25 protein-coding genes are annotated in these 24,183 nt (G+C 72.4%); 13 read left to right on the top strand and 12 right to left on the bottom strand.

The features are described from left to right. Nucleotides 1–137 precede the first annotated feature (137 nt). On the bottom strand, nt 138–479 hold the full coding sequence (locus tag ACYVAQ_RS22085; protein ID WP_460792739.1) for a hypothetical protein: 342 nt from the start codon (nt 477–479) through the stop codon (nt 138–140). A 224-nt stretch (nt 480–703) separates the two neighbouring features. On the opposite strand from ACYVAQ_RS22085, the gene ACYVAQ_RS22080 reads away from it, so the two are divergent. Then, nucleotides 704–1,075, top strand: a complete 372-nt coding sequence (locus ACYVAQ_RS22080) for a hypothetical protein (RefSeq protein ID WP_460792738.1) — start codon at nt 704–706, stop codon at nt 1,073–1,075. Here ACYVAQ_RS22080 and ACYVAQ_RS22075 read toward each other — a convergent pair. Genes ACYVAQ_RS22075 through ACYVAQ_RS22065 form a run of 3 tightly spaced genes read right to left on the bottom strand, consistent with a single transcriptional unit; the run spans nt 1,072 to nt 2,373 of the window. Then, on the bottom strand, nt 1,072–1,413 hold the full coding sequence (locus ACYVAQ_RS22075; protein WP_460792737.1) for a hypothetical protein: 342 nt from the start codon (nt 1,411–1,413) through the stop codon (nt 1,072–1,074). The two genes, ACYVAQ_RS22080 and ACYVAQ_RS22075, sit on opposite strands and share 4 nt — an antisense overlap. Before the next feature lie 55 nt (nt 1,414–1,468). After that, complete coding sequence (locus tag ACYVAQ_RS22070; protein WP_460792736.1) at nt 1,469–1,696, bottom strand: DUF3107 domain-containing protein; 228 nt, start codon at nt 1,694–1,696, stop codon at nt 1,469–1,471. Nucleotides 1,697–1,722: 26 nt separating this feature from the next. Continuing rightward, entirely contained in the window at nt 1,723–2,373 is a 651-nt protein-coding gene (locus ACYVAQ_RS22065; protein WP_460792735.1) for a TetR/AcrR family transcriptional regulator, read from the bottom strand. Nucleotides 2,374–2,531: 158 nt separating this feature from the next. Here ACYVAQ_RS22065 and moeZ point away from each other — a divergent pair, with 158 nt between their 5' ends. Together moeZ and ACYVAQ_RS22055 are read left to right on the top strand one after the other, a co-directional pair. Next, on the top strand, nt 2,532–3,731 hold the full coding sequence (gene moeZ / locus ACYVAQ_RS22060) for an adenylyltransferase/sulfurtransferase MoeZ (protein WP_460792734.1): 1,200 nt from the start codon (nt 2,532–2,534) through the stop codon (nt 3,729–3,731). 163 nt (nt 3,732–3,894) lie between these two features. Then, the gene (locus ACYVAQ_RS22055; RefSeq protein WP_460792733.1) at nt 3,895–4,185 is read left to right on the top strand and encodes an MGMT family protein; all 291 of its coding nucleotides are present in this window, start codon (nt 3,895–3,897) and stop codon (nt 4,183–4,185) included. A 1-nt stretch (nt 4,186) separates the two neighbouring features. On the opposite strand, the gene tpx is transcribed toward ACYVAQ_RS22055, so the two are convergent. Together tpx and ACYVAQ_RS22045 are read right to left on the bottom strand one after the other, a co-directional pair. Next, nucleotides 4,187–4,675 (bottom strand): thiol peroxidase, encoded by a 489-nt coding sequence (gene tpx, locus ACYVAQ_RS22050; protein ID WP_460792732.1) that lies wholly within the window; start codon nt 4,673–4,675, stop codon nt 4,187–4,189. A gap of 103 nt (nt 4,676–4,778) precedes the next feature. Next, a complete protein-coding gene (locus ACYVAQ_RS22045) occupies nt 4,779–6,386 on the bottom strand; it encodes an SCO7613 C-terminal domain-containing membrane protein (protein WP_460792731.1) in 1,608 nt (535 codons plus the stop codon). A 130-nt stretch (nt 6,387–6,516) separates the two neighbouring features. On the opposite strand from ACYVAQ_RS22045, the gene ACYVAQ_RS22040 reads away from it, so the two are divergent. Both ACYVAQ_RS22040 and ACYVAQ_RS22035 read left to right on the top strand, forming a co-directional pair. After that, nucleotides 6,517–9,705 carry an ATP-dependent helicase gene (locus ACYVAQ_RS22040; RefSeq protein WP_460792730.1) on the top strand — a complete coding sequence of 1,063 codons (3,189 nt, stop codon included), beginning with the start codon at nt 6,517–6,519 and terminating at the stop codon, nt 9,703–9,705. Beyond that, nucleotides 9,705–12,860, top strand: coding sequence for a UvrD-helicase domain-containing protein (locus tag ACYVAQ_RS22035; protein WP_460792729.1), 3,156 nt, complete (start codon nt 9,705–9,707; stop codon nt 12,858–12,860). Before ACYVAQ_RS22040 ends, ACYVAQ_RS22035 begins: the two co-directional genes overlap by 1 nt. On the opposite strand, the gene ACYVAQ_RS22030 is transcribed toward ACYVAQ_RS22035, so the two are convergent. After that, nucleotides 12,838–13,344, bottom strand: a complete 507-nt coding sequence (locus tag ACYVAQ_RS22030; RefSeq protein ID WP_460792728.1) for an OsmC family protein — start codon at nt 13,342–13,344, stop codon at nt 12,838–12,840. The genes ACYVAQ_RS22035 and ACYVAQ_RS22030 overlap by 23 nt on opposite strands. A 37-nt stretch (nt 13,345–13,381) precedes the next feature. On the opposite strand from ACYVAQ_RS22030, the gene nudC reads away from it, so the two are divergent. After that, complete coding sequence (nudC, locus tag ACYVAQ_RS22025) at nt 13,382–14,293, top strand: NAD(+) diphosphatase (RefSeq protein ID WP_460792727.1); 912 nt, start codon at nt 13,382–13,384, stop codon at nt 14,291–14,293. A gap of 64 nt (nt 14,294–14,357) precedes the next feature. Next, complete coding sequence (locus tag ACYVAQ_RS22020) at nt 14,358–15,656, top strand: hypothetical protein (protein WP_460792726.1); 1,299 nt, start codon at nt 14,358–14,360, stop codon at nt 15,654–15,656. Nucleotides 15,657–15,662: 6 nt separating this feature from the next. On the opposite strand, the gene corA is transcribed toward ACYVAQ_RS22020, so the two are convergent. From corA to ACYVAQ_RS22005, 3 genes are all read right to left on the bottom strand, one after another. After that, complete coding sequence (gene corA, locus ACYVAQ_RS22015) at nt 15,663–16,622, bottom strand: magnesium/cobalt transporter CorA (RefSeq protein WP_460792725.1); 960 nt, start codon at nt 16,620–16,622, stop codon at nt 15,663–15,665. Nucleotides 16,623–16,658: 36 nt separating this feature from the next. Further along, complete coding sequence (locus ACYVAQ_RS22010; RefSeq protein ID WP_460792723.1) at nt 16,659–16,910, bottom strand: mycoredoxin; 252 nt, start codon at nt 16,908–16,910, stop codon at nt 16,659–16,661. 96 nt (nt 16,911–17,006) lie between these two features. After that, entirely contained in the window at nt 17,007–17,813 is an 807-nt protein-coding gene (locus tag ACYVAQ_RS22005; protein WP_460792722.1) for a hypothetical protein, read from the bottom strand. A gap of 89 nt (nt 17,814–17,902) precedes the next feature. On the opposite strand from ACYVAQ_RS22005, the gene ACYVAQ_RS22000 reads away from it, so the two are divergent. The 6 genes from ACYVAQ_RS22000 (at nt 17,903) to ACYVAQ_RS21975 (ending at nt 22,978) form a co-directional block, all read left to right on the top strand. Further along, nucleotides 17,903–19,663: a CocE/NonD family hydrolase gene (locus ACYVAQ_RS22000; protein ID WP_460792721.1), complete on the top strand. Its 1,761-nt coding sequence runs from the start codon at nt 17,903–17,905 to the stop codon at nt 19,661–19,663. A 39-nt stretch (nt 19,664–19,702) separates the two neighbouring features. After that, entirely contained in the window at nt 19,703–21,766 is a 2,064-nt protein-coding gene (locus ACYVAQ_RS21995; protein WP_460792720.1) for an ATP-dependent helicase, read from the top strand. A gap of 128 nt (nt 21,767–21,894) precedes the next feature. After that, complete coding sequence (locus ACYVAQ_RS21990; RefSeq protein WP_460792719.1) at nt 21,895–22,116, top strand: hypothetical protein; 222 nt, start codon at nt 21,895–21,897, stop codon at nt 22,114–22,116. 141 nt (nt 22,117–22,257) lie between these two features. Continuing rightward, nucleotides 22,258–22,524 carry a WhiB family transcriptional regulator gene (locus ACYVAQ_RS21985; protein WP_460792718.1) on the top strand — a complete coding sequence of 89 codons (267 nt, stop codon included), beginning with the start codon at nt 22,258–22,260 and terminating at the stop codon, nt 22,522–22,524. A gap of 42 nt (nt 22,525–22,566) precedes the next feature. Continuing rightward, on the top strand, nt 22,567–22,728 hold the full coding sequence (locus tag ACYVAQ_RS21980; protein ID WP_460792717.1) for a hypothetical protein: 162 nt from the start codon (nt 22,567–22,569) through the stop codon (nt 22,726–22,728). 88 nt (nt 22,729–22,816) lie between these two features. After that, nucleotides 22,817–22,978 (top strand): hypothetical protein, encoded by a 162-nt coding sequence (locus ACYVAQ_RS21975; protein WP_460792716.1) that lies wholly within the window; start codon nt 22,817–22,819, stop codon nt 22,976–22,978. A gap of 10 nt (nt 22,979–22,988) precedes the next feature. Here the strand turns inward: ACYVAQ_RS21975 and ACYVAQ_RS21970 are convergent, their stop codons facing one another. Next, nucleotides 22,989–23,792, bottom strand: a complete 804-nt coding sequence (locus ACYVAQ_RS21970; protein ID WP_460792714.1) for a hypothetical protein — start codon at nt 23,790–23,792, stop codon at nt 22,989–22,991. Nucleotides 23,793–23,918: 126 nt separating this feature from the next. Then, nucleotides 23,919–24,077 (bottom strand): DUF5679 domain-containing protein, encoded by a 159-nt coding sequence (locus ACYVAQ_RS21965; protein ID WP_460792713.1) that lies wholly within the window; start codon nt 24,075–24,077, stop codon nt 23,919–23,921. Between the last annotated feature and the right edge of the window lie 106 nt (nt 24,078–24,183).

Raw genomic sequence — 24,183 nt, 5'->3', positions numbered from 1 at the left:
GGTAGCACCGATGCGGAATACGCAGACCCGGGACCAGGGGTCCCGATGTCCGGCTGGTCCCGTCCATCCGAAGGGCCTCATCGGATGCGTGGATGGTGATCTGAGCGACCTGCCGCGGCAGCGCCCTCGGACCCGGCTCAGGCCGGGCTGCTCCCGCCCTGGCGGTGCTGGTCGTGCTGACCGCGCGTGCGCCGCTCCTGCAGGCGCTCCTGCGCGGCCTGCAGGTAGGCCAGGCAGGGTGCCTCGGCACCCGGGTGCCGCTCGACCAGGTGGAGGATCCAGCGGTCCATGGCCGCCAGGTAGCCGTTGTCCTCGCCGGGTCGGTACGTCGACCACGGCCGGCCGCCCCTGCCCTCGCACACCGAGCAGCGGAGCTTGTACACGAACTGCTCGTCCGTGCCGAGGTCGATCCTCACCGTCGCCAGCGGGCCCGCGTCGACGCCGGCCTTCCTCTCGCGAGCAGATCGGCTGGCAACCATGGCGCACTCCCGTCGGGTCGGGGCATCTCCCCGGACAACCATGACAGGCCGCGTCCTCCGGCGGCGACGCGACCTCAGACGGTGACGAGAATCGCTGATCCCTGAGATCATCAACCGTGCCCCGCCGCTACTCGCCGAGACCGTCAGGCAGTCGTGTCGCCCGGACCGCCCAGGAGTTGCGCAAGGCCGTCCGTCGACCCGGTCAGTGGTCGGGGGCGTGGGTGGTGGCGTGGCTCAGCGTCAGTGGCTGCGGATCGGCGATCGACCGGTCGTTGCGGCACCACGAGATCGCGATGGCCCGTGCGGTCGCCCTCTCGTTCTTCGTCGGGCTGGCGGCCGGCTGCGCGTGGCAGTGGCTCAACCGACGCGACCTCGTGGATCGCTTCGGAGCGGTCGCCTGGATGGCGATCGCGGTCGGCATCATGATGCTGTTGCCCGGTGACGCGGTCGGTCTCGACGGACGTGGCATCGCCACCGTTCTCGGACTCGTGGCCGGCAACGTCCTACTCGAGTGGTGGCTGCGCCTCCCGGCGAGCCGGGACCGCTTCGAGGAATCCCTGCCGCGCCCGATGACCGGCGGCAGGAGGGTTCCCTAGTCGCGGCGGCGCATCGAGTAGACGTCGTACTCCGCCACCGGGTGCGCGGAGGCTAGGGCCTCGTGCGAGCTGCCCCCGTCGATCTCGTCCAGCGTCGCGTCGACGAGGAGCTGGATCTCGGGGGACGGGTTCGAGACGCGCTGCGGGGAGGGCTCGATCTTCCAGCCCCGGTGGCCGAGGTCGTTGAACAGGCTGACCAGGGTCGTGTTCTTCTCGGCGACGAAGCCCTCGAAGCCGTCGCCGGCCTCGATCAGGTAGACCGGCCGGGTGACCGCGAGCGCGGCCGTGTCGTAGAGCGGCACCCACAGGCGCGCGTACTCGTACGACCGATTGCTCATGCCAGCCACTGTAGTGCGGCGGACTCCCCGCCGCGCGGAGATCAGTCCGCGAGCGTCAGCTCCGGAAGCCGACCTGGCCGGACACGCTGCGGCCGATCTCGACGTAGGCGAGCTTGGCGGTGGGCACGAGGGTGACCTTGCCCTTGGCGTCGGTCAGCGAGAAGACCCCGTCGGTGTCGATCGCCGACTTGAGTGCGGCAGCGATCGCGTCGTTGGACTCCTCGGTCTCGACGACCAGCTCGCGGGCGACGTTCTGGACGCCGATCTTGACCTCGACGGTCATGTCATCTCCTCGGTTGTGCTGAAAACTCAGGCAGTGGGGTGGTCGCCGTGCTCGAGCGGGTAGCCGCCGATGCCGCGCCACAGCAGCGCGGACACCAGGGCGACCGCCTGGTCGCGGCTGATCCCGGCGCTGTCGGAGAGCCAGAACCGCGAGCTCACCTGGGCCATTCCCACCAGCGACGCCGCGAGCAGGCGGGCCGCCGGTGCGGGCAGCGCGGTGTCCTCCTGGATGACCGCGGCGACCGCGTCGGCGCACTCGGTGGTGACGCGCTCCAGGTGCTCGCGGACGGCCGGGTCGTTGGTGAGGTCGGACTCGAAGACGAGCCGGAACGCCCCGGTGTCGTGCTCGACGTAGGCGTAGAAGGCGTCGACCGTGGCGCGCACGCGCTGCTCGTTGTCCTGGGTGGACGCCAGCGCCGTGCGGCAGTTCTCGATGATCGCGTCGCAGGAGGTGTCCAGCAGCGCGAGGTACAGCTCGAACTTGCCGGGGAAGTGCTGGTAGAGCACGGGCTTGGAGACGCCGGCCCGCTCCGCGATGTCGTCCATGGCGGCAGCGTGGTAGCCGTTCGCCACGAACACCTCCAGCGCAGCCGACATCAGCTGCTGACGGCGCTCGCGCCGGGGCAGGCGCACGGCACGCGACCGGCCCGCCTCGACGTCGTACGACTCCCTGACCACGACCGAAACCCTACTCGCCGGTTGGCCGCGTCCGGATGACGGGATGCGTCGACCCGCCGCTTTGCCTTCGACTGCGACCATGGAGGGGTTGGGAACACGTCACCGCCGTACGGCGTTGAGGCCCGTGACAACCGAGAGTCCCCGAGCAGGAGCACACCGTGAGTTTCCCCCCGCTGGTCGAGCCGGCCGCCGAGCTGACCATCGACGAGGTACGTCGCTACAGCCGCCACCTGATCATCCCCGACGTGGGCATGGCGGGTCAGAAGCGGCTGAAGAACGCCAAGGTGCTGGTCATCGGTGCCGGCGGCCTGGGCAGCCCCGCGCTGCTCTACCTGGCCGCCGCGGGCGTCGGCACGCTCGGCATCGTCGAGTTCGACGAGGTCGACGAGTCCAACCTGCAGCGCCAGGTCATCCACGGCCAGTCCGACATCGGGCGCCCGAAGGCCGTCTCGGCCAAGGAGTCGGTCGCGGAGATCAACCCGCTGGTCAACGTGATCGTCCACGACACCCGCCTCGACAACGACAACGTGAAGGAGATCTTCTCCGGCTACGACCTGATCGTCGACGGCACGGACAACTTCGCGACCCGCTACATGGTCAACGACGCGGCGTACTTCCTCGGCATCCCCTACGTCTGGGGCTCGATCTACCGCTTCGACGGCCAGGCCAGCGTCTTCGCGCCCAAGCAGGTCGAGGGTGCTCCCTGCTACCGCTGCCTCTACCCCGAGCCGCCGCCGCCGGGCATGGTCCCCTCCTGCGCCGAGGGTGGCGTGCTGGGTGTCCTCTGCGCCTCGATCGGCTCGATCCAGGTCAACGAGGCCATCAAGGTGCTCACCGGCATCGGCGAGCCGCTCGTCGGCAAGCTGATGATCTACGACGCGCTGGAGATGGAGTACCGCAAGCTCAAGGTCCGCAAGGACCCCAACTGCGCGCTGTGCGGCGACCACCCGACCGTCACCGACCTGATCGACTACGACTTCTTCTGCGGCGCGGTCTCCGAGGAGGCTGCCGACGCGGCCGCCGACTCGACCATCTCGGTGGTGCAGCTCGAGCACATGCTCAAGGAGCGTGAGGAGGGCACCCGCGACTTCGTCCTCATCGACGTGCGCGAGCCCAACGAGTACGAGATCAACCAGATCCCCGGCTCGGTCCTCATCCCCAAGGGCGAGTTCCTCAACGGCAACGCCCTCGAGCAGCTGCCGCAGGACAAGCAGATCGTGCTGCACTGCAAGTCGGGCGTCCGCTCGGCCGAGTGCCTCGCGGTCGTCAAGGGTGCGGGCTACGAGAACGCCGTCCACGTCGGTGGCGGCGTGGTCGCCTGGGTCAACCAGATCGACCCGAGCCAGCCGGCGTACTGATGGCGTAACACCCCCGCGCGAGGCTCGTTGAGCAGGGCAGAGCGCGGTCCGTCGTGGGGGCGGCCGCGTGAAGCTTCGAAGCGTGCATCGCCGACGAGGGAGCAAGCAGAGGGTCTCACCGTTCGCGGTGGGGCCCTCTCGCGTTGTCGGGTAGAACAGTCCCGTGCACGAGGAGTACGTCGAGCGGGTGCTCGAGCTGGTGGAGCGGATCCCGCCCGGCCGGGTCACGACGTACGGCGCCCTGGCCGACGTCGTCGGCGGCGGACCCCGCCAGGTCGGCTCGGTGATGTCACACCACGGCGGTCCCGTGCCGTGGTGGCGCGTGATCCGCGCCGACGGCACGCCGCCGCTGTGCCATGACGGCCGCGCACGGGCCCGCTACGAAGAAGAACGCACGCCGACCCTCCCCTCCGGGAAGGTCGACGTGCGTGCTGCGTTCTGGAGTCCTGCGTGAGTCAGAGGACGGCGACGGCGGCGTCGTAGTCCGGCTCCTGGGCGATCTCGGGGACCAGCTGGGAGTGGATGACCTTGCCGTTCTCGTCGACGACGATGATCGAGCGGGCGAGGAGACCCTCGAACTTGCCGTCGGTCAGCGCGACGCCGTAGTCCTCACCGAAGGACGAGCGGAAGCCCGACGCGGCGACGACGTTCTCGATGCCCTCGGCGCCGCAGAAGCGCGCCTGCGCGAAGGGGAGGTCGTTGGAGACGCACACGACGGTGGTGTTCTCCAGGCCGGACGCGAGCTCGTTGAACTTGCGCACCGACGCCGCGCACACGCCGGTGTCGACGCTCGGGAAGATATTGAGGACGGTGCGCTGGCCCGGGGTGAGCTTGACGGTCGCGAAGTCCGAGCCGGTCAGCTCGAACGCGGGGGCGTCGGCGCCGACCGCGGGAAGGTCGCCGTTGGTGTGGACGGGGTTGCCGCCGAGTGCAGTGGTAGCCATGGGTCCTTTCCTAGCAGGTGCACGAAGGGCCGCCTCTGCCGGTACGGCGGAGACGGCCCTTCGGGGTCGGTGAGGGTGGATCAGCGGGTGATCAGCGGGGTGATCAGCGCAGGCGGCCGATCATCGTCACGGCCCGGCGCAGGTCGCGCAGCTGGCGTTCCCAGGTGATGCCGGCCAGGGTCAGCACCACACCGGCCAGGCCGATCCAGACCCACTGCGGCACGGTGCTCGCGTAGGGGCCGATCTCGCGCAGCACGAGGACCACGCCGGCGACGGTGCCGACGATGACCGGGGTGCTCCAGCGCAGCAGCGCGCCGGCCAGGACCATCGCGACGCAGCCCGCGCCGAGCAGCCCGGCACGCAGCGAGATCGGGTCGCCGAGCACCAGCAGGGTCGACGGCACGATCGCGAGCAGCAGGCCGGGCAGCAGCGCCTCGGTGCCGGCCTGCGGGTTCCGGCGGAGGTGGAGGACACCGACGACGAGCAGGGCGGCGGCGAAGGGCAGCGTGTAGGCCTCGACCACGGTCACGTGCCGGTCGGCGAGCAGGCTGAACACGGTCGCCGCGGAGGCGGGCACGAGGACGACCTCGCTGAGGACCCGCACCGGCGTCGCGATGGCGGTGGCGGCGAGCCAGGTCGCCAGCAGCGCGCCGACGCCGGACGCCGCGGAGGTCAGGCCCGCGCTGGGCAGCGCGGCGATGACGGCGGCCGTGACCAGGCCGTAGGCGACGGCGGCGTAGGACGGGTTGGTCCGGCGGCCGGCGTACGCCCCGAGAGCGGTGGCGGTCAGCGCCACCATGCCAACGGGGAGCGCGAGCGCGACGTCGTACGCCGCCAGGGCCAGCGCCGCGGCGACGCCGGTCGACGGCAGGGCGACCCGGGCCAGCAGCACGACGTCGACGAGACGCGAGCCGGCGAACACCGTGACCAGCGTGCTCACCAGGACGAGCACCGTCGGGACCACCAGCCAGCCGGCGAACGGGGTGGTGGCGCCGTCGAGGTGCACGACCAGGCGGTGCGAGAACGGCTGCGCGAGGGTGGTCCAGCGAGCCAGGTCGTAGCCGACGGCGATGAGGGACGCGATGCCGAGCAGCCCGGACCCGACCGCGATCGGGGCGATCGAGGCGGTCCGCAGGGCGGTCCCGCCGAGGGCCAGCGCGATGGCGGCGACGGCGGTCATGCCGATCGCCGTCGCCAGCGCGCTGGCCATGGTGGCGTGCGGGAGACCGACGCTGCCGGCGTACGCCAGGACGACGCCGATGCCGCTGATGACGACCGGCGCCACGAGCGAGGCTCCGCGGCCGCGGGTCAGCAGGCCGAACGTGCCACCGGCGACGGCCAGCAGGGAGCCGGCGAGCAGGGTCGTGACGGGTCCGGTGATGTCGCCCAGCAGGCCGGCGACGGCAGCGCCGTACACGTCGAGGGTGAGGAAGCCGAGGGTGACGACGCTGATCGCCTCGGCGGCGATCCGCAGGCCGCTGCGGTGCAGGGCGAGCGTCGAGCCGAAGGCCGCCAGCGTGAGGCCTGCGAGGACGGCGGTGCGGCCGCCGACACCGAGCGTGGACCAGGAGACGGCCAGGAAGGTGGCGGCCGCGGCGAGCAGGCAGAAGGCGCCGAGCCCGAGCAGGATCTTCGGGACGGACGCGTAGCTGACGCCGTTGCGGGCGGGCAGCGGCGTGGTGGGCAGGGGCGGGATGTGGGTCGGGTTCATGGGATCCATCCCCTCAAATCCGCGCGCGCGGGAACTCGGTCCGGCGACTCAGGTGCGACTGAGTACCGATGCTCGAATCTCCGGTGACCGGTGCGGGGTTGCGTCGGTGGTGGGTGGTTGGCTTGACGCCGTGAGCATCCGGATCGCCCCACCCCCCGTCGCACCTCCGGTGCCGACGCTGGACCCGTTCCAGCAGCAGGTGGTCGACCACGGCAACGGGCCGCTGCTGGTGCTCGCCGGTCCGGGGACGGGCAAGACCACGACGCTCGTCGAGGCGATCGTGGACCGGATCGAGCGGCGCGGTGCGCGCCCCGACCAGGTGCTCGCCCTGACGTTCTCCCGCAAGGCCGCCGAGCAGCTCCGCGACAAGGTCACCCTGCGGCTCGGCCGCACGATGGCCACGCAGCTCAGCTCGACGTTCCACTCCTTCGCCTACTCCCTCGTGCGGGAGTACGGCGGGGACGGGCTGTTCCCGGACCCTGCCCGGCCGCCGCTGCGGCTGCTCTCCGCGCCCGAGCAGGAGGTCGTCCTGGCCGAGCTGCTACGCGAGCGGGAGCACGCGGTCGGCTGGCCGGCCGAGCTGGCGCAGGCGCGTCGTACGCGCGGGTTCGCCCGGGAGCTGTCCTCGCTCATCGGCCGGGCCACCGAGCGGGGGCTGGGGTCGCGGCGGCTGCGCGAGGTCGGGCTCGCGGAGGGCCGGCTCGAGTGGGTCGCGGCCGCCGACTTCCTCGACCAGTACGACGACGTCCTCGGCGACCAGAACGCGCTCGACTACTCCGCGCTGATCGCGACCGCGGTGGCGATGCTGCAGGACCCGACGACCGGGATCCGTGACGACCTCCGACGGCGGTTCCGGCACGTGTTCGTCGACGAGTACCAGGACACCGACCCGAGCCAGGTGGCGCTGCTGCGCGAGATCGCGGCGCCCGACGCCGAGCTCGTCGTGGTGGGTGACCCGCACCAGTCGATCTACGGTTTCCGGGGCGCCGACGTGCGCGGGATCCTCCGCTTCCCCGAGCGGTTCGCGAAGCCGGACGGGGCGAAGGCCGACGTCGTGGTGCTGCGCACGACGCGTCGGTTCGGGCCGGAGCTGCTCGACGCCGCGCGTTCGGTGGCGCAACGGCTGCCGCTGCCCGGGGCGTTGACGGGGGAGCAGGCCGACGCCTTCCGCTCGCCGCTGACCGAGGCGCCCGCGGGCTCCGGACAGGTGCTCGTGCGGACCTTCGACACCGAGCGTGCCGAGGCCGAGAACATCGCCGACCTGCTGCGGCGCGCGCACCTCAACGACGAGGTGCCGTGGTCGGACATGGCCGTGCTGGTGCGATCGGGCGCCGCGATCCCGGGTCTGCGGCGCGCGCTGGTCGCCGCCGGCGTGCCCATCGAGGTGTCGGCGGACGAGGTGCCGCTGCAGCGCGAGCCGGCCGTCCAGCCGCTGCTCGACGCGCTCAACCTGATCGGCGACCCGGCCTGGCTCGACCCGGAGCGGGCGCAGGCGCTGCTGCTCTCGCCGTTGGCCGGCCTGGATCCGACGGACCTGCGGGTGGTCGCGCGGGCGCTGCGCCAACGGGCGCGGGAGAACGGGGAGGCGCCGATGTCCTCGCCCGAGGCCGTTGCCGCTCTGCTCGCCGACCCGTCGCTGCTCGACGGCATCGACCTGGACGGGGTGGTGCGGGTCAAGGAGTTCGTGGCGCTGCTCGACCGCGGGCGTGCGGTGCTCGACGAGGGCGGCACCGTCGAGGAGGTCCTCTGGGAGCTCTGGGACGGCACCACCTGGCCGCACCGGCTGCGGAGGTCGGCCGAGTCCGGCTCGCGGCTCGCGCACCGCGACCTGGATGCCATCTGCGCGCTGTTCGACTACGCCGCCCGCGTCGAGGAGCGGGTCGACCGCACCGGTGTGGTGGCGTTCCTGGAGACCCTGCGTGCCCAGGAGATCCCGGGCGACTCGCTCTCGCAGCGCGGCGCCCACGGCGACGCCGTGCGCCTGATGACCGCGCACCGGTCCAAGGGGCTCGAATGGCGCCTGGTCGTCGTCGCGCACGTGCAGGAGGGCGCGTGGCCGGACCTGCGGCTGCGGTCGGGTCTGCTCGGCGTCGACGAGATCGGCAGCGACGGCATCGTGCCTCGCGCGACGGTGCGCGAGCTGCTCGCGGAGGAGCGGCGGCTGTTCTACGTCGCGTGCACCCGCGCGCGGGAGCGGCTCGTGGTGACGGCGGTCGCGAGCGCCGAGGACGACGGCGAGGACGCGAGCCGCTTCCTCGGCGAGCTCGGCCTGTCTACCGACCCGAAGCTGATCCACCGGGTCGGTCGGCCGCCGCGGCCGATGTCGTTGGACGGTCTGGTCGCCGAGCTGCGGCGTACCGTCGCGGACGAGTCGCAGCCCGAGGCGCTGCGGGACGCCGCGGCACGCCGGCTGGCGCGGCTGCCCGTGCCCGCAGCCGACCCGGCGAGCTGGTGGGGCACCCGCGCCGCGTCCCGCTCCGAGCGCGCGCTGCGCGACCCCGCCGAGCCGCTGCGGGTCAGCGCGAGCATGCTCACCGCGATCGAGCGGTGCCCGACCGCGTGGTTCCTCGAGCGGGAGGCCGGCGGCGGGCAGCCGAGCAACCAGGCCCAGGCGTTCGGCAACGTCATCCACGCGCTGGCCGAGCGGGTCGGTCGTGGCGAGATCACCGCCGAGTCGCGGGACGCCCTCGTCGACCTGCTCATGGAGCGCGTGGACGAGGTGTGGGAGCAGCTGCCGTTCCGCACGCCCTGGTCGGGTGCCAAGGAGCGCGAGGAGGCCCGCGCGGCGCTCGACCGGTTCGTGGCGTGGCACGAGCAGTCGACGCGGACGCCGGTGGCGTTCGAGCAGTCCTTCTCGACGCCGGTGACCCTGCCCGACGGCACCCGGGTGGTGCTCAACGGCTTCGCCGACCGGCTCGAGATCGACGAGGACGGCCGGATCGTCGTGGTCGACCTGAAGACCTCGAAGAACCCGCCGCCGGACAAGAACCTGCCGGAGGACCCGCAGCTCGGGCTCTACCAGCTCGCCGCGGAGCAGGGCGCCTTCGACGCGCTGCTGCCGGAGGGCGCCGCCGGTGGTGCCGGGGGTGCGGAGCTGTGGCAGCTGCGGCGATCGGCGTACGGGAGGCTCAAGGTGCAGCGTCAGGCACCGCTCGAGGCGGCCGAGGGCGGCGAGGAGCGACCGATCGAGCGGCGGATGCGGGAGGCCGCGGAGCTGCTCCAGCTCGAGGTCTTCCCGACGAAGTACGACACGAGCAACTGCAAGTTCTGCGGGTTCCGGGTGCAGTGCCCGGCCTGGAACTCGGACGGAGTCATCTGATGAGCCTGAAGATCGCGTCCCCGGCCGACCTGGCCGAGGTGATGGGGACGCCGTACCGGGCGAGCGATGCGCAGTGGGCGGCGATCTCGGCGCCGCTCGAGCCGGCTGTGGTCATCGCGGGTGCGGGCTCGGGCAAGACCGAGCTGATGGCTGCGCGCGTCGTCTACTGCGTCGGCAACGGGCTGGTCACGCCCGACCAGGTCCTCGGCCTGACCTTCACCACCAAGGCCACCTCCGAGCTGCGCGAGCGGATCCGCAAGTTCCTTCCGCCCGAGCCGGACGTTCCGGAGCCGACGATCTCGACCTACAACGCGTACGCCGCGAACCTGCTCACCGAGCAGGGGCTGCGGATCGGGCACGAGCCCGATGTCCGGGTGATGGCGGACGCGTCGCGCTACCAGCTCGCGGCCCGAGCGGTCGCCCGGCACCGCGGCCGCGTCGAGTCGCTCAGCGACCACCCGCCGACGGTGGTGGACAACCTGCTGGCGCTGGAGTCCGCGATCAGCGAGCACCTGCAGACGACCGACGCGGTGCGGGCGTTCGACGCGAAGCTGCGGCCCGCGGTCGACGCGGCGCTCGAGGCCGGGCCGAAGGGCGACCTCGGCCGGGTGCTGACGGCCCTCGACCGGCGGGCCGAGCTGCTCGGTCTGGTGGACGACTACCGGCGGCTCAAGGAGGCGCTGGGCCTGATGGACTTCTCCGACCAGGTCGCGCTGACGGCGCGGCTCGTGGCCGAGCATCCGTCGGTCGGTGCCGGGGAGCGGGCGAAGTTCAAGCTGGTGCTGCTCGACGAGTACCAGGACACCTCGGTGGCCCAGGCCCAGCTGCTGGCCGGGCTCTTCGGTGGCGGGCACGCGGTGACGGCGGTGGGCGACCCGAACCAGGCGATCTACGGCTGGCGAGGCGCGTCGGTGTCGAACATCGTGGGCTTCCCGAGGCAGTTCCCGAGGTCTGACGGGTCGCCGGCGACCACCTTCCCGCTGGTGGTCAACCGCCGGTCGGACCGGCGCATCCTCGAGGTGGCCAACGTCCTGGCCGCTCCGCTCTACCGGCGCTTCCCGATGGTGGAGCCGCTCCAGCCCAAGCCCGATGCCGAGGACGGCGAGGTCCGCACCCTGGTCCACGAGACGTACGCCGAGGAGCTGGCCTGGCTGGCCCGCTCGGTGCGCGAGGCGCACGACGCCGGCACTAGCTGGGGTGAGATCGGTGTGCTCACCCGCGACAACGCCAACGCCGCTGACGTCTTCGACACGCTCTCGCGCGCCGACATCCCGGTCGAGATCGTCGGGCTCGGCGGCCTGCTGCGGCTGCCCGAGGTCGCCGAGGTCGTGGCCACGCTGAACGTGCTCGCGGACCCGACGGCCAACCCGGACGTGCTGCAGCTGCTGACCGGCCCGCGCTGGGCGATCGGGCCGCGCGACCTGTCGCTGCTCGGTCGGCGGGCGCGCGCGCTGGCCGGCCGGCCCGACGGCGGCCGCGTCGAGGGCGAGCAGACCGTGACGGAGGCGCTCGCCGGTGCGGTCGAGGGCTCGGACCCGGTCGACCTACCCGCGCTCTCCGATGCGTTGGCCGATCCCGGCGAGCCCGAGGACTTCCCCTACTCAGAGGCGGCCCGCGAGCGGTTCGCGCTGCTCAACGCCGAGCTGCGTCGGTTGCGGGTCCACGTCGGCGAGCCCCTGCTCGACCTCGTCCGCCGGGTCATCGACGCGACCGGCATCGACGTCGAGCTGGCGTCCTCGGTCAGCCCGGCGGCGGCCGCGCGCCGCGACAACCTCGACCACTTCGTGCGCGCCGTCGCCGACTTCACCTCGATCGACGGCGCCCAGAGCCTGCCGGCGCTGCTCGCCTGGTTGGAGGCCGAGGACGAGCTCGGTGAGGGCCTCGACATCGCGACGCCGTCGGAGAGCGACTCCGTCAAGCTGCTCACGGTCCATCGCGCCAAGGGCCTGGAGTACGACGTGGTCTTCCTGCCCGGCTGGTGCGTGGAGAAGTTCCCGCACAAGACGCTGCGCACCCAGTGGCCGGTCGGGCAGGCCGTGCTGCCGATCCCGCTCCGTGGCGACTGGGCTGACCTCCCGGTCTGGCAGCCGGTCGACGCGAAGGGACTCGGTGCGTTCTTCGAGCAGGCACGGGTGCACCAGCACGAGGAGGAGCTGCGGCTGGCGTACGTCGCGCTGACCCGCGCCCGGCACGTGCTGTGGGTGTCGTCGTACCTCTGGAACGAGACGCGCGCGACGCCGGTCGGTCCCTCGCCCTTCCAGGAGCAGGTGCGCGACGCGATGGCAGCGTGGGGCGGCGAGCCTGACTCGTGGCTCGAGCGGCCCGAGAAGGACGCGCCCAACCCGACGGTCGGCCGGCGCGAGACGGTGCTCTGGCCGGTCACGGAGCGGTCGGCCGAGGCGCTGCGGCGGCTCGACGCCGCCGAGCGGGTGCGCGAGGTCGACGTGGAGGCTCCCGATGGCGACCTGGGCGAGCACTCCGAGCTGGTGGCCACCTGGGACGCCGAGATCGAGCGGCTGCTCACCGAGGCGGCCCGGGTGGGAGGCGACGACGAGGTCGCGCTGCCCTCGGCGTTGTCGGCGACCGCGTTGCTCAAGCTGCGCGAGGACCCCGAGGCGTTCGGCCGCGAGCTGGCCCGGCCGATGCCGCGCAAGCCCTCGCCCGCCGCCCGGTTCGGGTCGCGCTTCCACGCCTGGGTCGAGGCGCGATTCGGCCAGCAGAGCCTGCTCGACGTCGACCGGCTCAGCGGGCGCGGCGACAGCGAGGTGTCGCGCGCCGACGAGGCCGAGCTCGACCAGCTGATCGCGCGCTTCGAGCAGGGCGAGTTCGCCGACCGGGTGCCGATCGCGGTGGAGGCGCCGTTCGCGCTGGTGCTCGGAGGCCACGTGGTGCGCGGCCGCATCGACGCCGTGTACGCCGATCCGGCCGACCCATCGGGCTACCTGCTCGTCGACTGGAAGACCAACGCGCGCGCGGCGGCCGACCCGCTGCAGCTCGCGGTCTACCGGCTGGCCTGGGCCGAGCTGCACGGCGTACCGGTCGAGCGGGTGCGGGCCGGGTTCTACTACGTGCGGACCGGTCGCCTCGTCGTACCGGACGAGCTGGCCGACCGCGCCGACCTCGAAGAGATCCTCAGCCCCGTCGCACCACGATGATCCGCGGCCGCGTGGCGAGGCTCTGCCCGACCACGCAGTAGCGCTCGGTCGAGCTGGCGATCCGGTCCAGGCGCGCGTCGTCGGCGTCGCTGTCGACGGTGATCGTCACGACCACGTTGCTGACGCCCACGGCCACGTCGCGCTCGAGGCCGAGCGTGCCGCGGGCGTCCCAGGTGCAGCTCGCCTCCAGCGCGACGTTCTCGACCTTCACGCCCATCGCCGTCGTGACCGCGCGGAAGGTGACGCCGGCGCAGGCCAGCAGCGCCTCCATCAGCAGGTCCGCCGAGCAGGCGTCGAGGCCGTCGCCACCGGTCGCGGGGTGCTGCCCGGCCCGGATCGGGCCCGCCCAGCCCTCGATCGTCGCGGTGATGCCGGGGTCGAGGAAGTCGCCGGTGGCGCCGGAGGTGACCAGGGCGCTCGCCGGGTCGTCGCGGTAGCGCTCCTTGAGCGGAGCCTGGCGTGCACGCAGGGTCTCGGCGTCCATGCCTGATCATCGCGCAGCTGCTCCTAGGCTGGAACCCGTGAGCCACCCCCACCTCTCGCTGACCCGGAACCCGCACGAGCGGCTCGGCCTGCACCGCACCGACGAGGCGTGGCTGGACGCCCGGTGGAAGGAGCCGAGCAGCCGTGTGCTGGTCGTCTCCGGGACCCGCGTGCGCCCGGTCGACCGGGCGCTGGCGTGGGTGCCGAGCGCTGAGGCGCCGGACGGCGTACGGCTGCTGCTGGGGGAGCGCGACGGGGTGACGTCGTGGGCCGTGATCACCGGGCCCGAGGCGGCGAAGGCCGAGCCGGAGGCGTGGGTGCCGCTGCGTGGTCTGCTGCCCGTCCTCGCGGGGGACGGTGTCGCCGAGGCGCCGCTGGTCTTCCACGCGCTCGGGCTGGCGGAGTGGCACTGGGCGATGCGCTTCTGCCCGCACTGCGGCGGTGCGCTGACCTCGCGGGCGGCCGGGCACGAGATGGTCTGCACCTCCTGCGGCAAGCCTCAGTTCCCGCGCACCGACCCGGCCGTGATCATGCTGATCACCGCCGGTGAGCCGGGCTCGCGCGAGGAGCGGGCGCTCCTCGGCCGCAACAAGGCCTGGCCGCAGGGCAGGTTCTCGACGTTGGCCGGCTTCTGCGAGCCGGGGGAGACCCTCGAGGACTCGGTACGCCGCGAGGTGCTCGAGGAGACCGGCGTGGTCGTCGACGAGGTGACCTACTTCGGCAACCAGCCCTGGCCGCTGCCGTCCAGCCTGATGCTCGGCTTCTACGGCCGCGCCGCCACCACCGACCTGGTGCTCGAGGACCACGACGTCGAGGAGGCCATCTGGGTCACCCGCGAGGAGATGCGGGCGGGCGCCGAGTCGGGCGAGCTGGTGCTGCCCGGCGGCGTCTCGATCAGCCGCTCCCTCGTGGACCACTGGTACGGCGGGAACCTCCCGGGCTCCTGGTGAGACGGGACTGATCCGGGACGCCCGTCACTGGGCCCCGGGACTCGCGGCCCCCGAACCTCGGGGCATGCCCCTGAAGCCCATCCCCTCCCTGTCCCTGGCCGTACTGGCAGCCTCCTCCGTCCTCGGCGTCTGCGGCCCCGCACACGCCGCCCCGTCCGGCACCGGCCGCCCCGTCGTCACCCGGACCACGACGGCCGCCACCGGCACGATCGTGTTCATCAAGGCCTACGACGTCTGGGTCTCCCGGCCCGACGGCTCCGGCGCCCGCGCGCTGACGACCGACGGCACCGCCGGCGCGCCGTACGACCACCCCTCGATCTCCACCAACGGCGTCATCGCGGCGATGAAGGGCGCGACGATCGTCCGGCTCCGCCAGGACGGCACGGTGCTCAACCGGATCACGCCGGAGGACCTGTTCGTCCCGGACTACGCCACGGTCACGATCGGCCCGATCCAGGGCGCCGAGATCTCGCCGGACGGCACCAAGATCGCCTACAGCCAGCTGCGGCTGGAGCACTACGGCAGCAGCACCGACGACTACAACTACTTCGTCACCGAGGCGGAGACCAGCTTCACCGACGCGACCCAGCGGACCGGTCCGGACAAGTACGGCATCGTGCTGGGCTTCTCCCCGAGCTGGGTCAGCAACAGCCGGGTCGCGCTCGACGTGAACGGCGACGTGCAGCTGGCCGACCTCGGCCACGACGCCCAGCCGTGGTTCTGGTCCAAGGACGTCTTCACCGACTTCATCCCGCTCAACGAGCCGGAGGTGTCGCCGGACCACCAGCGGGTCATGTTCGGCACCGACGCGGGCTTCGTGGTGGTCGCGGCCGACGGCGACCCCGCCGGTGCCTCGCCCCGGAAGCCGAGCCGGTTCCTCTGCGGCCTCAGCTCCGACAAGGGCAGCCCGGTCGCCAAGGACGCGGCGTTCGGCCCGGACAGCGACTCGGCGGCGTACAGCGAGAGCGGCGACCTGTGGGTCGTGCACGGCCTCGGCAGCTGCGACGCGAGCACCACGCTGACGAAGATCGTGGCCGGTGGCACCGAGCCAGACTGGTCGCCGGCCGCGCTCCAGGCGCCGCCGGTCGCGCAGAGCTTCACGCTGACGAAGGCGCCGGTCGTGAGCGGGATCGCGCGTCCCGGCCGGACCCTGCGCGCGAGCACGGGCGGCTGGTCGCCGACGCCGGCGTCGTACTCCTATCGCTGGTACCGCAACGGCGTGCTCGTCGCGGGCCGCACCGGAGCGACGTACGCCGTGGGCCGCGCCGACGTCGGCAAGCGGATCAAGGTCCGGGTGACGGCACGCCGCAGCGGGTGCACCCCGCGCTCGGTGGACTCCGCCGCCCGGCTGGTCGGACGCTGACCGGACTCAGTCGTCGCCGATCCAGCCCTTGTGCTGGAACCACAGCCGCATCGCCCCCGCGGAGAAGAGCATCGACCCGAGCCCGAGCACGAGGAACGTCGCGAGGCCGTGCAGCACGTGACCGGTGAACCAGTCGAAGTTCATCCCGAAGAAGCCGGTGAGGAAGCTCAACGGCAGGAAGATGCTGGCGACGATGGTGAGCTGCTTGCCGATCTCGCCCTGTCGGTTCGCGACGTTGGACAGGTAGAGATCGGTGCAGCCGCTCACGAGGTCGTGGTAGGAGTCGAGCAGGTCGCTGATCCGCAGCAGGTGGTCGTAGACGTCGCGGAAGTAGTCGTGGCTGTCGCGGTCCAGCCCGGCGAGCTCGGCGATCGTCTCGATCTCCCGTGCGAACAGGTCCCGCATCGGCGTGACCGCCTTGCGCAGCTTGAGCAGCAGCCGCTTGAGCTTGAAGATCTTGACCAGCTCGGACTTGCTGGGCCGCTCGATGATCGCGTCCTCGAGGTCGTTGATCTCGTCGTCGAGGCCGGACAGCACCGGGAAGAAGCTGTCCACGACGGTGTCGACGATCCGGTAGACGTAGTACTGCTCGGACCGGGTGGTGGTGGTCGCGGCCAGCTGCTGCTTGAGCCGGTCCAGGTCCCCGAACTCGTTGCGCCGCACCGTCACCACGAAGTCCCCGCTGACGTAGCAGTGGATCTCCTCCAGCGGGTGCGGGTTGTCCTCCTCGGGGTCCGCCGCCACACCGCCCTCGAGGACCAGCAGCGCCTGGTTCTCGTAGACGTCCAGCTTCGGGCGCTGACCGAACGCCAGGGTGTCCTGGACGGCGAGCGGGTGCAGGCCGATCAGGTCGCCGAGCCGGCGTACCTCGTCATCGGTGGGCGCGACCAGGTCGAGCCAGAAGAACTCGTGCCGCGCGCACAGGTCGCGCACCTTCGCCTCGTCGACAGCGCCCAGGACCTGCACGCCGTCGAGGCTAGCCCCGACCGCCTCCGGAACGGCTCAGGCGAGGCTGGCGATCTTCGCCTGCACCTGCTTGAGGGAGGGGTTCGTCTGCGCGGTGCCGTCGCTGTAGACGAGGGTCGGCACGGTCTGGTTGCCGTTGTTGACCTTCTCCACGATGGCGGCCGCGTCGGGGTGCTGCTCGATGTCGACGACCTCGTACGCGATGCCCTCGCGGTCCAGCTGCGACTTCAGCCGGTGGCAGTAGCCGCACCAGGGGGTGCTGTACATCGTGAACTGGGTGTCGGACATGGGGACCTCTCTGAGCTGCGCGAACGCATGACGGCTGAGCGGGTGTCGTGACCGCTCCGCAGAGGACAACCCGGCCGGCCTCCCGTGCATTCCGGCTCAGTCGGGCGTCTCCGGGCCACCAGGGATCTCCGGGGCGGCGAAGCGGGCGAGCACCCAGCAGCCGGCGAGCGTCAGGACCAGACCGACGACCGCGAGCGGCGTGGTGCCGGGTCGCAACCGGTCGTGCAGCCAGACCGCACCGACACCGGCAGGCACGACGGTCTCCACGACGAAGGTCAGCGCCGCCACCGCGGTCACCTTGGCGCGGGTGAGGGCGTAGCCGAAGGCGACGAGCGCGATCAGCCCGTACGCCGCCAGTGCCCACAGCGCGGGCTCGGTGGCGGTGCGCCACCAGGGCGTGCGGAGGGGAAGCACGCGGGCGGCGATCGCCGTGCCGCTGAACCCCAGCCCGGCCACCGCCGCGAGCACGGGACCGCTCCACGAGCGGCGGGAGAGGTACGCCGCCGCGCCGGCCACCAGGATCGGCGCCACGCACGCGCACAGCCACAGCTCGCCCCGGTGGCCGATCGGCCGCGCCGCGCCCTCGCGCGCAGCCGCGGCGAGGGCGACCAGGCCGACGGCGACGGCCGCGATGCCCGCGACCTCACGGCGGCCCAGCCGGGCGCCGAGCCACCACACGGCGAGCAGCGCCGTGACGGCGACGCTGGAGGCGACAGCGGACTGCACGACGACGAGCGGCAGGTGGCGCACGGCCAGCAGCGAGGCGAGGAACCCGAGCAGGTCGCCGGTCAGCCCGGCGGCGTACACGATCGGGCGGCCGGTGACCCCGCGCGCCTGCAGCACCGTGCCGGCGCCGTACAGCAGCGCGGCCGCGAGCGCGCCGCCGAGCCCGAGGAGCATCACGTCGCCATCTTGGCATCGGCGGGCCACGAGGTGACGTAGCGTCGCCATCGTCGTTGAACGACTCGAACCTCCACTGATTGGTGTCTCGAATGCGATCCACTCGTCGCGGTCGTGCGCTCGCCTCGCTGGTGGCGCTGTGCCTGGGCCTGGTGGCGCTCGTGGCGCAGCCGGCGCACGGGGCGACCGCGACCACCACCGAGGCGGTGCGGTGGACCGCCCCGGACGGGACGTCGATCAAGGCGGTGCTCACCGGCGCAGCGCCGCTGGTCCCGCGGCCGACGGTCGTCGAGTTCACGCCGTACGGCGCCGGTGGGGCGTCGTACGCCGTCGGCCCGGACTACAACTACCTGCTGGTCGAGATCCGGGGGACCGGTGACAGCGACGGGCAGTTCGACGCGCTCGGGCCGCAGTCGCAGCAGGACGTCCAGGACGTGCTGTCGTGGGCCTGCACCCAGGACTGGAGCAACGGGTCGCTGGCGGTCGCGGGTTTCTCGGCGAGCGCGATCATGGTCTTCAACTCGCTGCACCTGCGCCTGCCGTGCGTCAAGGCCGCCGTGCTGCGCTCGGGCACCTTCGAGCTCTACCGCGACCTGCTGGTGCCCGGCGGCATCCCCAACACCGTGCCCGGGCTCGGCGTGCTCGGCCTGATCGGCGCCCCGGCCCTGCAGGAGGGTCCGGAGCGGCTGCAGCGCAACCCGCTCTCGAGTCTGGAGACGATCCTCGGCCTGACCACGGCGGGCCTCGACGCCGGCCTGCTGCACCCGACGCTCGACGCCTTCTGGAGCCAGCGGGGCTTCCGCGGCGACGCCAACACGATCCCCACGCTGTTCGTGGACGGCGCCTTCGACGTCGAGCCGCGGGGCGACTACCAGGGCTTCGAGGAGCTGCGGAAGGAGGGCGTGCCCACGCACCTGCTCGTCGTGGGCGGCCACGACGGCGCACCTACCGGCACCGACAACGGTGTCGGGGAGATCGCCCGCTGGCTCGACCACTACGTGCGGGGCGTCGACAACGGCGTCGACCGCGAGCCAGCGGTGCAGATGCTGCTCGCCGACGGCGACCGCGAGGACATGCTGGCCGGCAGGTACGTCCGGTACGACGCGAGCGACTACCCGGCACCAGGCACCACCTGGACCCCGTTGTCGCTCTCCGCCGCGACCGCCCCGGGCACCACCTCGCTCAACCGGGGCAGCCTGGCGCTGACGCCCGACGCGACCGTGCGCAGCCAGAGCTACCCGGCGTTCACCTCAGCTCCGACCGCGACCGACCCGAACACGATCGCCACGGTGGCGGGTGGCGACGGCGGCTGGTTCAACGAGCTGGCGACGTACGTCCCGGCACTGAGCGACATGGACGTCTCGAACCTGACCGGGTTGACCTGGACGAGTGCCCCGCTGAGGTCACCGATCACCGCCGCCGGTCCCGCCGACCTCGACATCCGGCTCTCCAGCCTGCTCGGGTCGACGAACATCTGGGCGGTGGTCTCCGACGTGTCACCGGACGGGCACGCGCACCCGATGGCGGTGGGCCGGCTCAACACCTCGTTCCCGGGCGTGGTGGCCTCGAAGTCCCTCTACTCCGAGGGCCGGCTCGTGCAGCCGTACGGCGACTACGCGACCCTCTCGCCGGCGCTGCCGCTGCTGTCCCGGATGTACCACGTCGAGCTCTGGCCGATCGCCAACCGGTTCGAGGTGGGGCACCGGATCCAGCTCTCCCTGGTCGGCCAGTCCGCCCTGTCGATGCCCGCGCTGCCCTCGCTGAACACCGTGACGATCGGAGGCGCTTCGGGGTCGCGGCTGGTGTTCCCGGCGGCGCCCGGTGAGAGCTTGTCCACAGCGCTCGGTGGCTGACGCCGGAAGTGTCGTCGGCCCCGTCTAGGGTCGTACGTCGTGAACGCCTCGGACTCCCTGCTGGCCGCGCTCGACCCCGAGCAGCGGGCCGTCGCCGAGGCCCTGCGCGGGCCCGTGCGGGTGCTCGCCGGAGCGGGCACGGGCAAGACCCGCGCGATCACCCACCGGATCGCCCACGGCGTCTCCTCGGGCGTCTACGCGCCCGCCGAGGTGCTCGCGCTGACCTTCACCACGCGTGCCGCCGGGGAGCTGCGCCAGCGGTTGCGCCAGCTCGGCGCCCCGGGCGTCCAGGCGCGGACCTTCCACAGCGCGGCGCTGCGCCAGCTGCGCTACTTCTGGCCGCACGTGACCGGCAGCCACGAGCTGCCGCAGCTGATCGAGTCCAAGCTCGCGCTCGTGGCCGGCGCCTGCCGCAACCTGCGCATCTCCTCCGACCAGGCGCTGCTGCGCGACCTCGCCTCCGAGATCGAGTGGGCCAAGGTCAGCAACGTCACCGAGGAGAGGTACGTCGAGATGGCGGCCGCCCACGGGCGCTCGGTCGCCAACCAGCCGCCCGAGACGGTGGCCCGCGTCCTCGCGGCGTACGAGGAGGTCAAGCGGGACCAGGGCCGCATGGACATGGAGGACGTGCTCCTCTACACGGTGGCGATGCTCGACTCCGACGAGCGGGTCGCCGCCCAGGTGCGCCGGCAGTACAAGTGGTTCGTCGTCGACGAGTTCCAGGACGTCTCGCCCGTCCAGTGGGCGCTGCTGCAGCAGTGGCTCGGCGGCCGCGACGAGCTCTGCGTGGTCGGCGACCCCGCCCAGACCATCTACTCCTTCGCTGGAGCGGACGCGACGTACCTCCGCGACTTCGCGAAGACCTACCCGGGCGCCACCTCGATCGAGCTGGTGCGCAACTACCGCTCGACCCCGCAGGTGGTCGCGGCGGCCAACGGGCTCCTCGCCGGCACCCCGAGCGCCGGCGTCGAGCTGCGCGCGCAGCAGCCCGCGGGCCCGACGGTGCGGTACGCCGGGCAGCCCGACGAGGTCGCCGAGGCCAGCGCCGTCGCGGAGCGGATCGTGCAGCTGCACCGGGCCGGTGTTCCCTACGGCGAGATGGCGATCCTTTTCCGCATCAACGCCCAATCGGAGTCCTTCGAGGACGCCCTCGTCGACCGCGGTGTGCCCTACCTGGTCCGCGGCGCAGCCCGCTTCTTCGACCGGCCCGAGGTCCGCGAGGCCGTCACCCGGCTGCGGGGTGCCGCGCGCTCCGAGGAGCCGGCCGGTCACTGGACCGATGCGGTCAAGGCCGTGCTCGGCGGGATGGGCTGGGCGGCCGAGCCGCCCGCCAACCGCGGTCAGGTCCGCGACCGGTGGGAGTCGCTGCAGGCACTCGTCGACCAGGCCGAGGAGCACGCGACGGAGGAGGGGGCGGCCTCGACCCTGAGCGGGTTCGTCGCCGACCTGGACCGTCGCGCTACCGAGCAGCACGCCCCGGCCGCCGACGGCGTCACCCTGGCGACCTTCCACGCCGCCAAGGGCCTGGAGTGGGACGCCGTGTTCTGCTGCGGCGTCCAGGACGGCACGGTCCCGATCACCTACGCGCAACAGGCCGCCGACGCCGGCCGGCGCGACGCGGTCGAGGAGGAGCGCCGGCTGCTCTACGTCGGCGTGACCCGGGCCCGCAAGGAGCTGTGGGTGTCGTGGGCCGCCGCTCGCAACCCGGGCCAGGCTCCGCGTCGGCGTCCTTCGCCGTTCCTGCTCGGGCTGCTGCCCGCGTCCGAGCAGGCGCAGGCCACGCGCAGCCGGAGCAAGGTGGCCCGCTGCCGCGAGTGCAGCCAGCCGCTCGGCACGCCGGCGGAGAAGAAGCGCGGGCGGTGCGCCCACCACCCGGTGCGCTTCGACGAGGACCTGCTGGAGCGGCTGAAGACCTGGCGACGGGCGGAGGCGACCGAGCAGGAGAAGCCGGCGTACGTCGTCTTCACCGACGCGACCTTGGAGCTGATCGCGGAGTTCAAGCCGACCGACCTGCGCGCGCTGGGAAAGATCAGCGGGGTGGGTCCGGCCAAGCTCGAGCAGTACGGAGAAGCCGTCCTTTCGACGGTGGCAGAAAATAGTTGAAATTCGGGCGTTAAATGATTTGCGCGCCGCAACAAACCCTCATTACCTTTACTTCACGACCTGATCGCCGCGCATCAGAGCACTGGCAATGCTCGCGCCCGAAGCAGTACCGGAAGGAGGTGGCCCCGATGGAGACCACGATCAACACCAGCGTTCACGCCGATGGCATCGCCGTCGTCCCGTGCGCCATCTCCGCCGTCGCGACCCTCGAGGTCCGGGGCGCTGCCGCGCGTGAGCTGACGGGTGCCGTGACGGCCAACCGTTGGGACGACGCCACCCGTGGGATGAAGCGCACTGGTTTCGCGCCGGCCCACACCCAGGGTTCACTCGCCTGGAGCCCACCTCTGTAGCCAGACCCAGAGGCAGCCTCCAGGCCGCGGAACCCGACACCGGGATCCGCGGCCTTTGTCTTTCTCCGGCCCCGGAAACCGACCACTGACAGCACCGATGCACATGCCCGAAGCGACAGGTCCAGACAGGAGGTGACACACATGACCATCGACGTTCTCGAGCCCACGTTGGACGAGCTGCTGCCGTGCCGCCTCAACGACGCGGAGCTCTGGTTCGCCGAGGCGCCCTCCGACCTGGAGTTCGCCAAGGAGCTCTGCGGCGACTGCCCCGTCCGACAGAACTGCCTGGCGGGCGCGCTCGAGCGGAGCGAGCCGTGGGGAGTCTGGGGCGGCGAGCTGTTCCTGTCCGGAGCGGTGATCCCGCGCAAGCGGCCGCGGGGACGGCCGCGCAAGGACGCGGCCGCATGACACAACGACATCACTGAACACACCATTCGAAGGAGCACCACCATGAGCTACCTCAGCGAGGAGCTGGTCCGCGCGGAGATCGCCGCGCATGCAGCCCGGGCGGCACACGCTCGTCAGGCCAAGCTGGCCCGTGAGGCTCGGTTGAGCCAGCGCGCCCAGCGTGCGGCCGCGCGAGCCCGCGTCGCCCTTGCCCGCAGCCTGTGATCGGGCCGAACCCCGAGACCCGCCGGAATCCCGGCGGGTCTCGGCGTTTTTCGCGCACGCGGGGCTGTCGGTGCGTAGGTTGGGACCCGTGGTGCACTGCGACTTCTGCGGACGTCAGGAGGCCGGCGACCAGCCGCCCCTGACCTGGAGCGTGGCGGTGGAGAACGGCCGCCGGCGTACCTTCTGTGAGGTGTGCTCGCGCAACCACCTGCGCTCGATGGAGGCGAAGCTCGACAGCGAGTGGTGGTGACCCTCGCCGTTCAGTCGAACGGCAGTTGGTCCCACGCGCAGCCGCACTCGGGGTGGCGCAGCCAGCGGGTGATCCGCGGGGCGCCGTACGGCTCGTCGGGTGCCGGGAGGTCCACGGTCGCCGACCAGGTGCCGGGTTCGCCGCCGGTCAGGTAGGTGCGCAGGTCGCGCAGCGCCCAGGACAGGGCGCCCAGCTCCAGCAGCGGGTCGGGCTGCTCGGGGTGGCGCTGAGCCGCACGTGCGGCCTGGGTGAGCAGCAGCGCCCGCCGCGGGTCCGCCTCCGACTCGTGCGCGTCGACGCAGCACAGGCAGGCGGTCGCACCCGGTACGACGAACGGGCCGATCCGCCACGCTCCCTCGAGCAGGCTGACCAGCAGGTGGGGCGTCCCGGAACGGAGCAGGCCGTCGGCGACGTCGCGGGGGACCGGGCCCGGAGCGGCGACGAGCCAGGCCTCCGCGTCGGCGTCGTCGCGTCGGAGCCCGGCGACCTCGAGCAGGGGAGCGACCCGGTCGTCGAGGGCGGGGTCGAGCACGTGCAGGCCGAGCGCCGGCAGCGGCCGCTCGGGCTCGGCGCCGGTCAGGTGGCCGGCGGCCGCGAGACGGGCGAGCGCGTCGCGGACGGCCGGGTGGTCGAGGTCGACCCGCTGGGTGGGCGTGGTGATCGGGTCGAGGTGCTGGAGGAGGGCCCCGACCGCCGGCTCGTCGCGCAGCAGCACCGGGTGGGCGCCGATCCCGATCTGGAGGGTGTGGTCGTCACGACGCAGGATCGGGCGGCCCGCCCGCAACGTCGGCAGCTGCCCGAGAGTGAGTGCCATGGCAGCAGGGTCGCACTGTGGCGACGTACCGGCATCCGGCTCTCCACAGGTCCGGTCGGCTCCGGAGACGGCGACGGGCGGCGCCCACCCGGAGGTGGGGCCGCCCGTGACGTCAGGCTGGGGCGTTCAGGCCTTGCCGAGGATGCGGTTCAGGTTGGTGCCGCACACGGGGCAGACAGCCTTGGCCATGCGGGTGCCCTTGTCGTTCACCTTGACCTCGCCGGTCGCCTCGCGCTTCTCCTTGCACTTCACGCAGTAGAACTCGCCGCTCCAGGTCTCCGCCATGACGGCCTCCTTGCTCATCTTCTTGTGTGGTCGTCGCGGCGGGGATTTCGGTATGGGGAAGCCCGCCGGAGCCGGGGGCGTCGCCTCCGGCCTCGGTCGACCCTAC

This window comes from Nocardioides maradonensis (genome assembly GCF_054777115.1).
Note: the sequence above shows the minus strand (reverse complement) of the source record. Positions and strands in the feature narration are given on the sequence as shown.

Excerpts from the sequence above, each read along its gene's own strand:
- ACYVAQ_RS22085 (WP_460792739.1), bottom strand. The coding sequence starts at position 479 with ATGGTTGCCAGCCGATCTGCTCGCGAGAGGAAGGCCGGCGTCGACGCG.
- ACYVAQ_RS22075 (WP_460792737.1), bottom strand. The coding sequence starts at position 1,413 with ATGAGCAATCGGTCGTACGAGTACGCGCGCCTGTGGGTGCCGCTCTAC.
- ACYVAQ_RS22070 (WP_460792736.1), bottom strand. The coding sequence starts at position 1,696 with ATGACCGTCGAGGTCAAGATCGGCGTCCAGAACGTCGCCCGCGAGCTG.
- tpx (WP_460792732.1), bottom strand. The coding sequence starts at position 4,675 with ATGGCTACCACTGCACTCGGCGGCAACCCCGTCCACACCAACGGCGAC.
- ACYVAQ_RS22045 (WP_460792731.1), bottom strand. The coding sequence starts at position 6,386 with ATGAACCCGACCCACATCCCGCCCCTGCCCACCACGCCGCTGCCCGCC.
- ACYVAQ_RS22035 (WP_460792729.1), top strand. The coding sequence starts at position 9,705 with ATGAGCCTGAAGATCGCGTCCCCGGCCGACCTGGCCGAGGTGATGGGG.
- ACYVAQ_RS22030 (WP_460792728.1), bottom strand. The coding sequence starts at position 13,344 with ATGGACGCCGAGACCCTGCGTGCACGCCAGGCTCCGCTCAAGGAGCGC.
- ACYVAQ_RS22020 (WP_460792726.1), top strand. The coding sequence starts at position 14,358 with ATGCCCCTGAAGCCCATCCCCTCCCTGTCCCTGGCCGTACTGGCAGCC.
- ACYVAQ_RS22010 (WP_460792723.1), bottom strand. The coding sequence starts at position 16,910 with ATGTCCGACACCCAGTTCACGATGTACAGCACCCCCTGGTGCGGCTAC.
- ACYVAQ_RS22000 (WP_460792721.1), top strand. The coding sequence starts at position 17,903 with ATGCGATCCACTCGTCGCGGTCGTGCGCTCGCCTCGCTGGTGGCGCTG.
- ACYVAQ_RS21990 (WP_460792719.1), top strand. The coding sequence starts at position 21,895 with ATGGAGACCACGATCAACACCAGCGTTCACGCCGATGGCATCGCCGTC.
- ACYVAQ_RS21985 (WP_460792718.1), top strand. The coding sequence starts at position 22,258 with ATGACCATCGACGTTCTCGAGCCCACGTTGGACGAGCTGCTGCCGTGC.
- ACYVAQ_RS21980 (WP_460792717.1), top strand. The coding sequence starts at position 22,567 with ATGAGCTACCTCAGCGAGGAGCTGGTCCGCGCGGAGATCGCCGCGCAT.
- ACYVAQ_RS21970 (WP_460792714.1), bottom strand. The coding sequence starts at position 23,792 with ATGGCACTCACTCTCGGGCAGCTGCCGACGTTGCGGGCGGGCCGCCCG.
- ACYVAQ_RS21965 (WP_460792713.1), bottom strand. The coding sequence starts at position 24,077 with ATGGCGGAGACCTGGAGCGGCGAGTTCTACTGCGTGAAGTGCAAGGAG.